This window comes from Citromicrobium bathyomarinum, assembly GCF_038594485.1.
Classification (GTDB): Bacteria; Pseudomonadota; Alphaproteobacteria; order Sphingomonadales; family Sphingomonadaceae; genus Alteriqipengyuania; species Alteriqipengyuania bathyomarina_A.
In genome coordinates, this window is the sequence record NZ_JBCFZG010000001.1 from 303168 (window position 1) to 317733 (window position 14566).

The following is a 14566-nucleotide window of genomic DNA, read 5'->3' on the forward strand; positions in this document are numbered from 1 at the left end:
GTCGCCCCGGCTCCGAGTGTTAGGCTTGGGGCCGGGGTCGCTCGTTTTTTGGGGGAGAGCGAAAATGGATGACAGTCTGGGGCGCCGCACGCCGTGGCACCTGTGGGTGGTGGGGCTGATCTCGCTGGCGTGGAATGCCTTCGGCGCGAACGATTACCTGCAAACGCAGCTGGGCAATCTCGCCTATTTCGAAAGCATGATGGAGGGGATGGACGCCACTCCCGAACAGGCGCTGGCCTATTTCCAGAGTTACCCAGCATGGCTGCATGGCGCATGGGCAATAGGCGTGTGGGGATCGGTGCTGGGATCGCTGCTGCTTTTGCTGCGCAGCCGCTTCGCCGTGCACGCCTTCGCGCTTGCGCTGCTCGGGCTGGCGACGACGACCGTTTACCAGCTGATCGTCGGGCAACCCGACTGGCTGCACACCTCTGTCACCACGATCATCAACATCGTGATCTGGTCGATCGCCACGTTCCTGCTGATCTACTCCATCAGCATGCGCTCAAAAGGCGTGTTACGCTGATCGCTTGGGCGGTTTCGCGTTCGCGAGCCGCAGGTAGGTATCGACCATCGAGGCGTTGATCGCTTCCCACGTGTAGGGCCGGCTGCGTTCGAGCCCAGCTGCGCCGTGGCGCGCGCGCAGATCGGCGTCGGTGCAATAGGGGGCGAGCGCGTCGGCAAAACCGGAAACATCGCCCGGCGTCACCAGCACGCCCGTCTCTCCATCGGCGACCAGGCTGGAGCTGCCGGTCGCGTTCGCCGCGACCACGGGGATCGCGCAGGCCATATGCTCCAGCGTGACGTTGCCGAAGGTCTCGGTGATCGAGGGATTGAAGAACACATCGCTGCTTGCGACCGCGCGGCCAAGATCGGTGCCAGCCTGCAAACCGACGAAGATACCGCCGGGCAGCGCCTTTTCGAACCAGCTGCGCGCCGGGCCGTCGCCGATCACCATCACGCGATGCGGCACCTGCCGCTTGCGCAGTTCGATGATCGTGTCGGCGAAGATATCGAGGCCCTTCTCCATCACCAGCCGGCCGAGGAAGGAGATCACCACCTCGTCGTCACCGATACCCTGGCTGCGCCGCCATTCCATGTCGCGCGCTTCGGGATGGAAAATGCTGCGGTCGATGCCGCGGGTCCAGATGCCGATATCCTCGTGCATCCGCTGCGCTTTCAGGACGTCGACCATGCCTTCGGACGGTGCGACCAGCGCATCTGCCTTGCGGTACATCGCGCGTAGCCATGCCTCCACGGCAGGCTCCAGGAAGCCGAGCTTGTAATAGCGCGGATAGGTCTCGAACCGGGTGTGGACCGAGGCGAGCACCGGCACGCCGTTCTTGCGCGCCCAGTCGACCGCCTGCCTGCTGGCGCGGTCGGGGCTGGCGACGTGGACCAGGTTGGGGCGGAATTCCTCGAACTTCGCCTTCGCCTCGCCAAACAGGCCCAGCGGTATGCGGTATTCGGAGCGTCCGGGAATCGCGACCGAAGGCAGCGAGATGACCTCGCCCACCGCTTCGACCTGCGGGTTCTTCACGGTCGGCGCAAAGATGCGCACCGCGCCACCAGAATCGAGCACATGGCCGACGAGCCGGTTGAGGGCCTGCGTGGGCCCGTCGCGGACCATGTCGTAATTGCCGCTGACCAGCGCGACGCGAAGATCGGTAACGTCCATGACGCCCGGCCTTAGGGGCAGCGGCGCCGAATGGCGAGAGGGAGGCGAGACCGCAGCCTAACCAATCAGCCTCCCGCCCTGTCGATATAACCACGTTTCGCATTGACTCCTCGCGGCGCAACTTTATTGCCGCCGACGGGCCACGCGGTCCCAACGCCGCGCGAGCTCTCTGCAAGGAGAGAATACATGACTGACAAACCCACGCTCCGTCCGGAGCGTCCTTTCTTTTCGTCCGGTCCGACCGCCAAGTTCCCCGGCTGGTCGCTCGACAAACTCAAAACCGAATCGCTGGGCCGCTCGCACCGTTCCTCGGTCGGCAAGGCGCGTCTGAAATACGCGATCGACCTCAGCCGCGAACTGCTGGGCGTGCCCGACGACTATCTCGTCGGCATTATGCCCGGTTCGGATACGGGCGCGCTCGAATGCGCGATGTGGACGATGCTGGGCGCAGGCCCCGCAACCGTCGCGGCGTGGGAAAGCTTCGGCAATGTCTGGATTCAGGATGCGGTAAAGCAGCTCAAGCTGCCTGACTTGCAGGTCCTCGACGCGCCTTACGGCGAGATTCCCGACCTGAACTCGATCCCGCAGGAAAACGACGTCGTCTTCACCTGGAACGGGACCACGTCTGGCGCGCGCATTCCCAATACCGACTGGCTTGAACCTGGCCGGAAGGGCATCACCATCAACGACGCGACCAGCGCCGTCTTCGCGCAGGAGATGGATTGGGCGAAGCTCGATGCGACGACCTACAGCTGGCAGAAGGTGATGGGCTCCGAAGCGCAGCACGGGATGCTGATCCTCAGCCCCAAGGCGGTCGAGCGGATCGAAAGCTACGATCCCGAATGGCCGCTGCCCAAGCTGTTCCGCCTGAAAAAGGGCGGCAAGATCAACACCGCGATCTTCGAAGGCGCGACGATCAACACGCCTTCGATGCTGGCGACCGAGGATTACATCGCCGCGCTCGAATGGGGCAAGTCGATCGGCGGGTTGCCTGCGCTGATCGAACGCGCCAACGCCAACGCCAAGGTGCTGACCGACTGGATCGAGGCGACGCCTTACGTGCGCAACATGGTCGACGATCCGGCCAAGCGGACCAACACCGGCGTGTGCTTCGTCTTCCAGGGCGAGTGGTTCGATAGTCTCTCGGCAGACGAGCAGTCAGCGGTTCCCGGCAAGATCTACAAGATGCTGGAGGCCGAAGGCGTCGGCTACGACTTCAACGGCTACCGCGACGCGCCGCCGAGCTTGCGCATCTGGTGCGGCGGCACGGTCGAAGCCGAGGATATCGCGCGCCTGCTGCCGTGGATCGAGTGGGCCTTCGCCGAGCTGCAGAAGTAGCGCCCCTTATTCATCCCCGTTCGTGCTGAGCCTGTCGAAGCACTGCTTTTTGCTAAAGACCTGACGCACACGTGAAGTGCAGCCCTTCGACAAGCTCAGGGCGAACGGTCTTTCGTGGTTGGAGTATTCCCATGACCAAACCCAAAGTCCTGATTTCCGACAAGATGAGCCCCGATGCCGCCAAGATTTTCGCCGAGCGCGGCTGCGAAGTGCACGAGAAGACCGGCCTTTCGCCCGATGAGCTGAAGGCGATTATCGGCGAATATGAAGGCCTTGCGATCCGTTCTTCGACCAAGGTCACGCCCGAGATCCTGGAGGCCGCGACCAATCTGAAGGTCATCGGCCGCGCAGGGATCGGGGTCGACAATGTCGACATCCCCGCCGCCAGCGAGCGCGGCGTCGTGGTGATGAACACGCCTTTCGGCAACTCGATCACCACCGCCGAGCACGCGATCGCCATGCTGCTCGCTCTCGCCCGCCAGATTCCGCAGGCGAACGCGCGCACGCAGAATGGCGAATGGCCCAAGAGCGATTTCATGGGTATCGAGCTGACCGGCAAGACGCTGGGCCTGATCGGTGCGGGCAATATCGGCAGCATCGTCGCATCGCGCGCTCAGGGCCTGCGGATGAAGGTGATCGCCTACGATCCTTTCCTGACCGAAGAGCGTAGCGTCGATATCGGCGTCGAGAAGGTCGAGCTGGACGATCTGCTGCGCCGTGCCGACTGCATCACGCTGCACACCCCGCTGACCGACGAGACGCGCAACATCCTCTCAGGCGAAAACCTCGCCAAGACCAAGAAGGGCGTGCGGATCGTCAACTGCGCGCGCGGCGGGCTGATCGACGAGGCGGCGCTGGCCGACGCGCTCGACAGTGGCCATGTCGCGGGCGCCGCGCTCGACGTGTTCCAGACCGAACCGGCCAAGGAAAGCCCGCTGTTCGGCAAGCCCGGCTTCATCTGCACCCCGCATCTGGGCGCATCGACCCGCGAAGCGCAGGAGAATGTCGCCCTGCAGGTGGCCGAGCAGCTGAGCGATTTCCTGCTCACCGGCGCGGTCACCAACGCGCTCAACATGCCCAGCCTCAGCGCCGAGGAAGCTCCGCGCCTCAAGCCCTACATGCAGCTCGCCGAAAGCCTCGGTTCGCTGGTCGGGCAGCTGGCGCATGGTAGCCTGCCAAAAATCTCCATCGAGCTGGAAGGCGACGCGGCAGAGCTGAACCCTAAGCCAATCACCGCTGCGGTGCTCGCAGGGCTGATGCGCCGCTATTCGCAGAGCGTGAACATGGTCAACGCACCTTTTTTGGCGAAGGATCGCGGCATGGAAGTGCGCGAAATCCGTTCGAGCAAGGAAGGCACTTACCAGACGCTGATCAAGGTGATGGTGGAAACCGACGCCGGTCGCCGCTCGGTCTCGGGCACGCTGTTCGGGCGCGAGGCCCCGCGTCTGGTCGAGATTTTCGGTATCGGGATCGAGGCGGAGCTCGACGGGAACATGCTCTACGTCGTCAACGACGACGCGCCGGGCTTCATCGGACGCATCGGCTCGCTGCTGGGCGACCGGGGCATCAACATCGGCACCTTCAACCTCGGTCGCCGCGAAGCGGGCGGGGAAGCGGTGCTGCTGCTGAGCCTCGACCAGCCGGTCGACGACGCGCTGATCGAAGAAGCCGAGGCGCTGGAAGGCGTGCGGACGGTGACGGCGCTGAGTTTCTAGCTACCTGAAAAAATCCGTTCATGCTGAGCTTGTCGAAGCATTGCCCTTTCTTCTACCGGCGCCCCAGACCAGAAGAACTACGGCCCTTCGACAAGCTCAGGGCGAGCGGAGTTTAGAATAAAGCCATGACCGACGACCTGCTGCCCGAAGGGCTGGCCGACAACCTGCCCGATCAATCCGCCGCCTTGGCGCGCGCGATGCGTGCCGCGCTGGAGGCGATGGACGCGCATGGATACGACCGGGTCAGCCCGCCGCTGATCGAGTTCGAAAAGTCGCTCGGCCACCGGATGGACGGGCTGCAGACGCGGGCGATGTTCCGCTTCGTCGATCCGGCGAGCCTGCGCACGCTCGCGCTGCGCAGCGACATCACCCCGCAGATCGGGCGGATCGCCGCGACCGCGCTGGCCGCCCGCGCGCGGCCGCTGCGCCTATGCTACGCAGGCGAGGTCGCGCGGATTTCCGCCGACCAGCTCGATCCGGTGCGCCAGCGGTTGCAGGTCGGCGCCGAACTGATCGGGTCGGACAGCATCGCTGCCGCGAGCGAGATCGTGCTGACCGCGATTACCGCGCTGGAGAAGGTCGGCATCGGTTCGATCTCGGTCGATTTCACGCTGCCCGATCTCGTCTCCACGCTCGCCGCCGGGCCGTTCCCGCTGTCGGACGAACAGGCAGAGGATGTCCGCCGCGAACTCGATACCAAGGATGCAGGCGGGCTGAAGGCGGTCGGCGGGGAAGCCTTCCTGCCGCTGATCCACGCCGCCGGTCCGTTCCCCGATGCGCTCGACAGGCTGCGCGCGGTCGACGCGGGCGGCGTGCTTCAAAGCCGGATCGAGGGGCTGGAAGCCATCGCAGCGGCGGTCGGCGACCGTGCGCGCATCACGCTCGACCCCACGGAACGCCACGGCTTCGAATACCAGAGCTGGTTCGGCTTCACGCTCTACGCAGGCGAAGCGCGCGGCGCGCTGGGGCGGGGCGGGACGTATCTGATCCGCGGGACCGACGAGCCTGCAACCGGCTTCTCGATCTATCTCGGACAGGCGCTGTCCCTGCTCGACGCGGGCGAACCACGCGACATGCTCTACCTCCCGCTCGGCCACGACACGCAAGCTGCGGCGCAGCTGCGCGAGGACGGCTGGCGCACGCTGGCGGCGCTATCCGCCGACGAGGACCCGCGCGCGCTCGGCTGCACGCACCGGCTGGAAGATGGCGGGGTGGCGGCGCTCTAGTCGCCGCTCAGCACCGCCTCGGTATCGGCCAGCTCGATATTGCTCATCATGCCGAGGTAGCGATCGTAATAGGGCTTGTGCGACACGCCCACGATGGCGAGCGTGCGCGTGTCCGTGCCGATGACCTGGCGGATATTGGCGACCATGCGCAGGTTGCGCGTCTCTCAATAGGCGAGATAGGTCTGGCCCGCATCGCTTGGCGTGCGTGCGCCCGCAGCCGCACCGAAATCGCCTGCCATCGCCAGCGCGAGCGAGGTGGGGGAATTGTACCGCCGATACCATTCGAGGATCGGCATTGAGCCATCCTCCATCGCGGCGTCCCACGCCTCATATTCGGCGATGCGCTGCTTGGTCGGCGCATTGTCCCAGATTTCACTGATCTCCGGGCCGTAGGCTTCCGGGTCCTTGGGATCGCTGCCGCTCATCTGGTCGTCGACCCGATCGACCCGGTCGAGGCCGAGCCGCACCGCCAGCCGCACTGCGATGACGACGTTCTCGTTCAGCCGGGTGTCGTATTTTTCGAGGAATGCGACGAGTTCCGCGGGCAAGTCGTCGCCCGCGGCACGTTCGGCTTCGGGCAGGCGGAGCCATTGGACCAGCGCCGATTCCGGCTCCCCGATAGCGAGAAACAGGCCGACGAGCCGCCGGCGTTCGGCGATGCTCCGCTGGTCGGCTGGCTTGGCGAGCAGGTCCATCACCCCGAATTGCGCATCGCGCGCGCTCACGCCCAGCGCGGCGCGCGCCGGTTCGGGATCGGGGCAATAGCTATTGGCATTGCCCGGATCGAACATGCGCAGGTTGTCGCACTGCACCCCCTCGATCCCCTCGATCGCGATCGCCTCTGGCGCCCATTCCTCCAGCTCGTCGAGTAGCGGATCGAACCGTTCGGTCGGGAAATCGTTGGGCAGTGACGAGAGGTGCGACGTGCCCAGCACCAGCACGGGGGTAAGGTCGCCGCGCTCCTGCGCCATGGCATCGACGATATCGACCAGATCGTCAGGCGGGGGAGCCGATCCGGTCGCCTGCGCAAGAAGGGAAACGGCCAACAATAACGACATGGGCGAGCTCCGTTAGAAGATCGTCCATGTGCGTTAGGTGATTAATACGGTCAAGGGGTGTCGACAGACGTGGCAGCCATTCGGTCGGGCATATTCGGGCCGGACATTCGGGAACGCGGGTCTGCGCGCCCGAGTTGGCGACTCATGCTACCGCTAGATACCATCCATCAATTCGTCAGCGCGATTTCGCGCATTATCGAACTCGCCGGCGTTGCCGTCATCCTGTTCGGGATCATCCTGTCGGCGGTGTCGTTCGTACGGGATGGCAAGATGTGCGATGAAAATGGCGTGCGCGACTGGCGCGGTGCCTACGTTCGCCTGCGGTCCAATCTTGGGCGCGGAATCCTGCTGGGTCTCGAACTGTTGGTCGCGGCGGACATTATCGCCACCATCACCGCGCCGATCACGCCGGAGAGTATCCTGCTGCTAGGCGCGGTGGTGTTGATCAGAACCTTCCTCAGCTTCGCGCTGGAAACCGAGATCGAGGGCGTGTGGCCGTGGCGCCGCGCGACCCTCCAGTCGGAGGCGCGCGGCGAGACGGAGCAGCGTTAGTCGTTGAAGCTGCCCGGTTCGGGGCCCATCCGGCCGTCTTCGCTGTCGAGCGCGTCGATCTTCGCCATCTGGTCGTCGCTCAGTTCGAACGACAGCGCCTTGAAGTTGTCGCGGATGTGATCGGGGTTGGTCGATCGCGGCAGGACGGAAAGCCCATGCTGGATATGCCAGCGGATGATGACCGCGCTGGCCGACTGGCCGGTTTCCTCGGCAATCGCCTTCACCGTGTCGTTGCTCATCCCGTTGCCCTGGCCCAGCGGCGACCAGCTCTGAGTGACGATGCCCATATCATCGTGCACCTTGCGCATTGCGCGCTGCTGGAAACTGGGGTGCAGTTCGATCTGGTTGAGGGCAGGGGTCACGCCGGTCTCGTCGACGATCCGCTTCAGGTCTTCCTCGCGGAAGTTGGACACGCCGATCGACTTGGCCTTGCCGGAATCGCGCAGCTCGATCAGCGCTTTCCATGTATCGACGAACAGGCCCCGTTCAGGCTGTGGCCAGTGGATCAGCAGCATGTCGACATGGTCGCGGCCCAGCCGTTCGAGGCATTTGTCCGCGGCTTTCAAGGTGCGGTCGTAGCCCTGGCTCTCGTTCCAGATCTTGGTCTGGAGGAAGATGTCGGCCCAGTCGCCGATGCCTTCGCCGACGCCTTTCTCGTTCTTGTAGATCGCGGCGGTATCGACCAGCCAGTATCCGGTTTCGAGCGCGGTGCGGACCGCCTTGGGCGCGTCTTCTTCCTCGATCTGCCAGGTTCCGAAGCCCAGCTGCGGAATCCGGCGGCCATCGTTGAGGGTGAGGGTCTGGTGCTCTGTGCTCATGAAATCTCCTTTTGCTTCCCCAACACATGCGCGGGCCAAAATGTCCCGCCCGATGCCGATAAGGCGTTTCCTACCCGCATCGCCCATGCCATAGGCGCGCGCCTGTGCGCGGCCATTTTCGGGCCGCGTGTTTTTCGCCCCTTGGACACTGTGTCAGGTGTGTCAGGCGGGCCTTTGCCATCGCCGATATATGACGGTGCGCGCAAGGATTTGAAGGAGTGTAAGTGTGGCCAATGTAACCGTGATCGGCGCCCAGTGGGGGGACGAGGGCAAGGGCAAGATCGTCGACTGGCTCGCCAGCCGCGCCGATGCCGTGGTTCGTTTTCAGGGTGGCCACAATGCGGGCCATACGCTGGTCGTCGATGGCACGACCTACAAGATTTCTCTGGTGCCCTCGGGCATCGTGACCGGCACGCTCTCGCTGATCGGCAATGGCGTGGTGCTCGACCCGTGGGCGCTCAAATCAGAGATCGAGAAGCTCGAAGGGCAGGGGGTGAAGGTCACGCCCGACAACTTCGCCGTGGCCGATAATTGCCCGCTGATCCTGCCGCTCCATCGCGATCTCGATGGCCTGCGCGAAACCGCAGCGGGGCAGGGCAAGATCGGCACCACCGGGCGCGGGATCGGCCCGGCCTACGAAGACAAGGTCGGCCGCCGCGCGATCCGCGTGTGCGACCTGGCGCATCTCGACGAGATCGAGCCGCAGCTCGATCGCCTGTGCGCGCACCATGACGCGCTGCGCGCGGGCTTTGACGAGCCGCCGATCGACCGCGAAACGCTGATTGCAGACCTGCGCGAGATCGCGCCCTTCGTGCTGCAATTCGCGCAGCCGGTGTGGAAGCGGCTGAAGAAGGTGCGCAAGGCGGGTGCGCGCGTGCTGTTCGAAGGCGCGCAGGGCGTGCTGCTCGATGTCGATCACGGCACCTATCCGTTCGTCACCAGCTCCAACACGGTCAGCGGCACGGCGGCGAGCGGTTCGGGCCTTGGCCCCAATGCGACCGGCTTCGTGCTCGGGATTACCAAGGCCTACACCACGCGCGTGGGCAGCGGGCCTTTCCCGACCGAGCTGACCGATGAGATCGGTCAGGGGCTGGGCGAGCGCGGGCACGAGTTTGGCGTGGTCACCGGGCGCAAGCGGCGCGTCGGCTGGTTCGACGCGGTGCTGGTGCGCCAGACCTGCTCGATCGCGGGCGTGACCGGCATTGCACTGACCAAGATCGACGTGCTCGACGGGATGGACAAGGTGAAGATCTGCACCGGCTATCGCCTCGACGGGAAGATCTACGACTACCTGCCGAGCCACGCGGCCAGCCAGGCACGGTGCGAGCCGATCTACGAAGAGATGGAGGGCTGGGCGGAAAGCACCGCCGGTGCACGCAGCTGGGCCGATCTGCCTGCCAACGCGATCAAGTATATCAGCCGTATCCAGGAACTGATCGAGTGCCCGGTGGCGCTGGTTTCGACCAGCCCGGAGCGTGAGGACACGATCCTGGTGCGCGATCCGTTCGAAGACTAGGCGCGATGCCGAGCGGGGCGGGCAATCCGCTCCATTTTGGATGCGATTGACTTATTCCCCCTTTGTTCTCATGAATGCGTGTAGAACAAAGAGGGAATAGTGATGCTTCACACCGAGTCGCGCGCCGCCGGAAACAAGACCGATCTCAGCTACGCGCCGGTGGCCGATGCGCCCTCTGGCGGGCAGGCATACGCGCCGAGCGATGCGGCGGGCCTGCCGGTCGCGATCTCGCTGTTCGCGGACCGTGGCTACCTGCGTTCGGAAATGCAGGCCGACGCGCAGCTGGCCGGATTTCGCGTGGTCCAGTCCGAACCCGTCGCCGCGTCGGAAGGCGGCACTGCGCGCCCGCTGGGCGATATCGTGCTGGTCGATGCACCCGCCGCCGACGCGCCGACGCTCGCGCTGATCGAGCGACTGGCGGAGCGGGCGGTCCGGTCGGGTGCGCGGCTGATCGTGTCGACCACGATCGGCGCGCTCGAGCCGGTCATGGTCTCGTCCAAGGCCGCCGATCCGGTGCTGCTGGTCGAGCCGGGCCGGGCGGAACGGCTGGTCGCTTTCGGCGAGACGCTGTCGGGGCTGTTCGAGCGACGCGTGCGCGATTTGTCGGGTGAAGACCGGGTGGCGGTGATGCGCCTGGTCGAGCGGGTGACCGTGCTGGCACAGAAGCTCGACGGACTTGTGGGGGAGGAGGACGGCGCAGCGGGCGCGTTCGCTTTTGCCACCGGCGTCGCGAGCCCGGGCCGCAGCTTCATCCACGAAGAGGGCGGCACGATGCGCGGGAAGCCTGCGCGCCTCCCCACGCCGCAACGGGTGCGGGCGACGATCCGCAAGCGGCAGCTGCGCGCGCGGTTTCTGGATGCGGAGCTGTTTGCCGATCCCGCGTGGGACATCCTGCTCGACCTGACGGCTGCGCGGGCCGAGGGGCGTCGTGTGTCGGTCACCTCGCTATGCATCGCCAGCGGCGTGCCGCCGACGACCGCGCTGCGCTGGATCGGTCAGATGACGCGGCAGGGCCTGCTGGTGCGCGAAGAGGACCGGGTCGACCGGCGCCGTGCCTTCGTCGCGCTGAGCGAGACCGCGCTCGACGCGATGGCGCGCTATTTCGAGGCGGTGGGCGACTGCGATTGCGCAGGAATCTAGGTCGTATCGGCGATCAGTCGAGCCAGTCGGGCACCCGCTCGGCATCCATGATCGCGCCCGCGTCGATCCGGTCGGCGACGACTGCGAACTCGCTGCCGCTGACCAGCACTTCGGGCACGAAACCGCGCGAGTTGTAGGAAGAGGCCATGGTCGCGCCGTACGCCCCGGCGGTGCGGAACACCGCCAGATCCCCCGCCACAAGCGCCGGGCAGTCGCGGTCGCGCGCAAAGGTGTCGCCGGTCTCGCAGATCGGGCCGACGATGTTGGCGGTGACCCGCTCGCTCGTCTCTGCCACCGCGTCGAAATCGTGCCACGCGCCATAGAGCGCAGGCCGCGCCAGATCGTTCATCGCCGCGTCGACGATAACGAAAGGCGCGTTCAGCCCTTCCTTCACGCGGATCACGCGGGTCAGCAGGACCCCGGCATTGCCCGCAATCACACGCCCCGGCTCGAACGCCAGCTGCACATCCCATCCGGCAGTTACGCGCGCGACCATCGCGCCATATTCGGCGGGGGTGGGGAAGGTCTCGCCCGCCTTGTACGGCACACCCAGGCCGCCCCCCAGATCGACGCGCGCGATCGTGTGGCCGCTCGCGCGCAACTCGGCCAGCAGCGTGCCGATCCGCTCGAACGCGGCTTCCAGCGGAGCGAGGTCGGCCAGCTGGCTGCCGATATGGATCGCCAGCCCGTCCAGCTGCAATCCGTCGCGCGCGGCCAGATCGGCGAAGATCTGCGGTGCATGGTGAAGCGGCACGCCGAATTTGTTGTCCGCCTTGCCGGTGCTGATCTTCTCGTGCGTGCCCGCGTCGACGTCCGGGTTGATCCGCAGCGCGGCGCGAGCGCGCTCTCCGCGTGCGGCAGCAATCTCCGCCAGCTCGATGCCTTCCTCGCGCGATTCGATGTTGAACTGGGTGATCGCCGTATCGAGCCCCAGCTCCAGCTCGGCGCGGGTCTTGCCTACGCCGGAGAACACGATCTTGTCGGGCGAGATGCCCGCCGCCAGCGCACGGCGCAGCTCGCCGCCCGAGACAACGTCCGCCCCGAACCCCTCGCGCTGCAACACCCGCAGCACGGCGAGGTTCGGATTGGCCTTCACCGCAAAGACGATCAGTGGGTTGTCGAGCGCTGACAGCCCTTCACGAAAGACGCGCGCGTGGCGCTGCAAGGTGGCCTGCGAATAGACGTAGACCGGCGTGCCCACCGCCTCTGCAATGGCAGGCAGGGCGACGTCTTCGGCATGCAGAATGCCGCCGGTGCTGGCGAAATGGTCCATAAATGTATGCGTCGCTTATTCTGGCGGCAGGTCGAACGGGTCGTCTTCGCGCTCCTCGGACTGCGTGCGCAGTTCGGTATCGCGTTCAAGGACGACGATCCCGCCGGGCGTCAGCAGTTCATCGGCGGTCGGGCGTGTCGCGCTGCCATAGGGCGCAGTGGGCAGGCTCTGGCCCGGAGGCGGCGTGAGCCCGGCACGCTGGCCGCAAGCGGCGAGCGCGAGTGGCAGAACGCAGAGGAGGGGAAGCAGGCGGGTGCGCATGGTGTCTCGCATCAGGTGTCCAGGCCCAGCGCCTTGCGCGCGGCCTTCACCTGCCTTCGTACCTGATCGGGCGCGGTTCCGCCATAGCTCTGCCGCGACGCGACCGACCCTTCGAGCGAGAGGTGCGAGAGCGCTTCGGGCGTCACGCGTGCGTCGATCGCCGCAAGGTCGTCTGCGGTTAGTTCGGCGAGGGCGCAGCCCTTCGCATCGGCGCGCGCCACCGCAGCGCCGGTGATGTGGTGCGCCTCGCGGAAGGGGACGCCTGCCTCGCGCACCAGCCAGTCGGCCAGATCGGTCGCGGTGGAGTGCCCGCTGCCCGCGAGCGACAGCATCCTGGCTGTGTCGAAATCGGCGCCCGCGATCATCCCTTCGCACGCGGCGAGCGACAGGGTGAGCAGTCCGTGCGCCTCGAACACCGGCGGTTTGTCGTCCTGCATGTCCTTCGCGTAGGCCAGCGGAAGGCCCTTCATGGTGATCGAAAGCGCGGTCGCCGCACCGATGATCCGCCCTGCGTGGCCGCGCACCAGCTCGGCGGCGTCGGGGTTCTTCTTCTGCGGCATGATCGAGCTGCCGGTCGAAAGGCTGTCGGGCAGGCGCACGAAGCCGAAGGGCTGGCTCGCCCAGATGATGATCTCTTCCGCCAGTCGCGACAGGTGGATGCTGACGAGGCTCGCCGCGTGCAGGTAATCCATCGCGAAATCGCGGTCGGATACGGTGTCGAGGCTGTTGGCGGTGGGCCGCGCGAAGCCGAGCGCCTGCGCAGTCGCTTCGCGGTCGAGATCGAAGCCGGTGCCCGCCAGCGCGGCGGCACCCAGCGGGCATTCGTCGAGCCGTTCCGCCGCCGCTGCAAAGCGCATCCGGTCGCGCCGCAGCATCTCGTAATAGGCCATCAGGTGATGGCCGAGCGTGACCGGCTGCGCGGTCTGCAAATGGGTGAAGCCGGGCATGATGTCGTCCGCGTGCTGCTCGGCCCGCGTGACGAGCGCGGCCTGCACGGCGGCGAGCCCGGTGTCGATCTGCCCGATTGCCTCGCGCACCCACAGCTTGAAATCGGTTGCCACCTGGTCGTTGCGGCTGCGCGCGGTGTGCAGCCTCCCCGCGACCGGACCGATCAGCTGGGTCAGCCGCGATTCCACGGTCATGTGGATGTCTTCGAGGTCCCAGTCTTCGGGCACACCTTCGCGCTCGTACTCGGCGGCGATGGCCTGCAAGCCCTCATCGATGGCCTTCGCATCCTCGGCCGTCAGGATACCCTGCGCGGCCAGCATCGCGGCATGCGCGCGCGATCCGGCGATGTCCTGCCGCCAGAGTGCCTTGTCGAACGGGATCGAGGCGTTGATTTCGCGCATGATCGCGCTAGGCCCGTCTGCGAAGCGGCCGCCCCACATGGCGTTGCTGCCCTGCGCCGTGGAGTTGTCCGTGTTCCGATCAGCCATTTTGCCCGCGCTCGCCCTCGCTGTGATGTTGAGCGGGTGCGATAGGAGTGGGGACGAGTCCCCGCAAGAGACCAAGGCAGAGGCAAGCGAGGCTGCGAAGCCGGGAGAGATCGACCGGAGCCACGCGGGCGACCTGATGCCCGCGGCCAACCTGGCCGACCCGGAAGGTACCGTGCTCAACCTGGGCGCGTTGCAGGGGCGCCCGGTGCTGCTGAACCTGTGGGCGACATGGTGCGCGCCGTGTGTGAAGGAAATGCCGCAGCTCGATCAGATGGCGGCGGACTACGGCGAAGAATTGAACGTCGTTACCGTCAGCCAGGACATGGGCGATCCTGCGAAGATTACCGCATTTTTCAAGAAGAACGACATCAACAGCCTGCCGCCATGGATTGATCCGCAGCTCTCTCTCGGCGAGGGAATCGGGGCTTCGACGCTGCCGGTCACAGTGATGTACGATCGCACCGGGCAGGAAGTCTGGCGCGTGACCGGCGAACTGGACTGGTCGAGCGACAAGGCGCGCAATGCGGTTCAGGAAGTCGTCGACATGCTCTGACCGGA

General features: G+C 65.9%; 15 protein-coding genes. 8 read left to right on the plus strand and 7 right to left on the minus strand.

What is annotated here, in order from left to right; translation table 11 throughout:
• Nucleotides 1-64: 64 nt before the first annotated feature.
• Nucleotides 65-523, plus strand: coding sequence for a hypothetical protein (locus AAG591_RS01440; RefSeq protein WP_342529120.1), 459 nt, complete (start codon nucleotides 65-67; stop codon nucleotides 521-523).
• Here the strand turns inward: AAG591_RS01440 and AAG591_RS01445 are convergent.
• Entirely contained in the window at nucleotides 515-1675 is a 1161-nt protein-coding gene (locus AAG591_RS01445) for a glycosyltransferase family 4 protein (protein WP_342529121.1), read from the minus strand. The genes AAG591_RS01440 and AAG591_RS01445 overlap by 9 nt on opposite strands.
• A gap of 186 nt (nucleotides 1676-1861) precedes the next feature.
• Here AAG591_RS01445 and AAG591_RS01450 point away from each other — a divergent pair, with 186 nt between their 5' ends.
• The 3 genes from AAG591_RS01450 (at nucleotide 1862) to AAG591_RS01460 (ending at nucleotide 5954) form a co-directional block, all read left to right on the plus strand.
• Nucleotides 1862-3013, plus strand: coding sequence for a phosphoserine transaminase (locus AAG591_RS01450; protein WP_342529122.1), 1152 nt, complete (start codon nucleotides 1862-1864; stop codon nucleotides 3011-3013).
• A gap of 131 nt (nucleotides 3014-3144) precedes the next feature.
• Complete coding sequence (serA, locus tag AAG591_RS01455) at nucleotides 3145-4728, plus strand: phosphoglycerate dehydrogenase (protein WP_342529123.1); 1584 nt, start codon at nucleotides 3145-3147, stop codon at nucleotides 4726-4728.
• 125 nt (nucleotides 4729-4853) lie between these two features.
• Nucleotides 4854-5954 (plus strand): ATP phosphoribosyltransferase regulatory subunit, encoded by a 1101-nt coding sequence (locus AAG591_RS01460; protein WP_342529124.1) that lies wholly within the window; start codon nucleotides 4854-4856, stop codon nucleotides 5952-5954.
• Here the strand turns inward: AAG591_RS01460 and AAG591_RS01465 are convergent.
• The gene (locus tag AAG591_RS01465; RefSeq protein ID WP_342529125.1) at nucleotides 5951-6100 is read right to left on the minus strand and encodes a hypothetical protein; all 150 of its coding nucleotides are present in this window, start codon (nucleotides 6098-6100) and stop codon (nucleotides 5951-5953) included. The genes AAG591_RS01460 and AAG591_RS01465 overlap by 4 nt on opposite strands.
• Nucleotides 6101-6118: 18 nt before the next feature.
• Nucleotides 6119-7012 (minus strand): hypothetical protein, encoded by an 894-nt coding sequence (locus AAG591_RS01470; RefSeq protein ID WP_342529126.1) that lies wholly within the window; start codon nucleotides 7010-7012, stop codon nucleotides 6119-6121.
• A gap of 144 nt (nucleotides 7013-7156) precedes the next feature.
• Between AAG591_RS01470 and AAG591_RS01475 the strand changes: the two genes are divergently transcribed.
• Nucleotides 7157-7564 carry a DUF1622 domain-containing protein gene (locus AAG591_RS01475; RefSeq protein ID WP_342529127.1) on the plus strand — a complete coding sequence of 136 codons (408 nt, stop codon included), beginning with the start codon at nucleotides 7157-7159 and terminating at the stop codon, nucleotides 7562-7564.
• On the opposite strand, the gene AAG591_RS01480 is transcribed toward AAG591_RS01475, so the two are convergent.
• Complete coding sequence (locus AAG591_RS01480; RefSeq protein ID WP_342529128.1) at nucleotides 7561-8382, minus strand: aldo/keto reductase; 822 nt, start codon at nucleotides 8380-8382, stop codon at nucleotides 7561-7563. The genes AAG591_RS01475 and AAG591_RS01480 overlap by 4 nt on opposite strands.
• A gap of 226 nt (nucleotides 8383-8608) precedes the next feature.
• On the opposite strand from AAG591_RS01480, the gene AAG591_RS01485 reads away from it, so the two are divergent.
• Together AAG591_RS01485 and AAG591_RS01490 are read left to right on the plus strand one after the other, a co-directional pair.
• Nucleotides 8609-9898, plus strand: coding sequence for an adenylosuccinate synthase (locus tag AAG591_RS01485; RefSeq protein ID WP_342529129.1), 1290 nt, complete (start codon nucleotides 8609-8611; stop codon nucleotides 9896-9898).
• Between the two features lie 102 nt (nucleotides 9899-10000).
• On the plus strand, nucleotides 10001-11038 hold the full coding sequence (locus AAG591_RS01490; RefSeq protein ID WP_342529130.1) for a MarR family transcriptional regulator: 1038 nt from the start codon (nucleotides 10001-10003) through the stop codon (nucleotides 11036-11038).
• Between the two features lie 13 nt (nucleotides 11039-11051).
• Here AAG591_RS01490 and lysA read toward each other — a convergent pair whose 3' ends face one another.
• From lysA to argH, 3 genes are read right to left on the minus strand one after another with little or no spacing between them, the layout of a single operon-like run.
• The gene (lysA, locus tag AAG591_RS01495) at nucleotides 11052-12311 is read right to left on the minus strand and encodes a diaminopimelate decarboxylase (RefSeq protein WP_342529131.1); all 1260 of its coding nucleotides are present in this window, start codon (nucleotides 12309-12311) and stop codon (nucleotides 11052-11054) included.
• Between the two features lie 15 nt (nucleotides 12312-12326).
• Entirely contained in the window at nucleotides 12327-12584 is a 258-nt protein-coding gene (locus AAG591_RS01500; protein ID WP_342529132.1) for a hypothetical protein, read from the minus strand.
• Nucleotides 12584-14008, minus strand: a complete 1425-nt coding sequence (gene argH / locus AAG591_RS01505) for an argininosuccinate lyase (RefSeq protein ID WP_342529133.1) — start codon at nucleotides 14006-14008, stop codon at nucleotides 12584-12586. Before argH ends, AAG591_RS01500 begins: the two co-directional genes overlap by 1 nt.
• Here argH and AAG591_RS01510 point away from each other — a divergent pair.
• Nucleotides 13992-14561: a TlpA family protein disulfide reductase gene (locus AAG591_RS01510; protein ID WP_342529134.1), complete on the plus strand. Its 570-nt coding sequence runs from the start codon at nucleotides 13992-13994 to the stop codon at nucleotides 14559-14561. The two genes, argH and AAG591_RS01510, sit on opposite strands and share 17 nt — an antisense overlap.
• The last annotated feature ends 5 nt before the right edge of the window (nucleotides 14562-14566 follow it).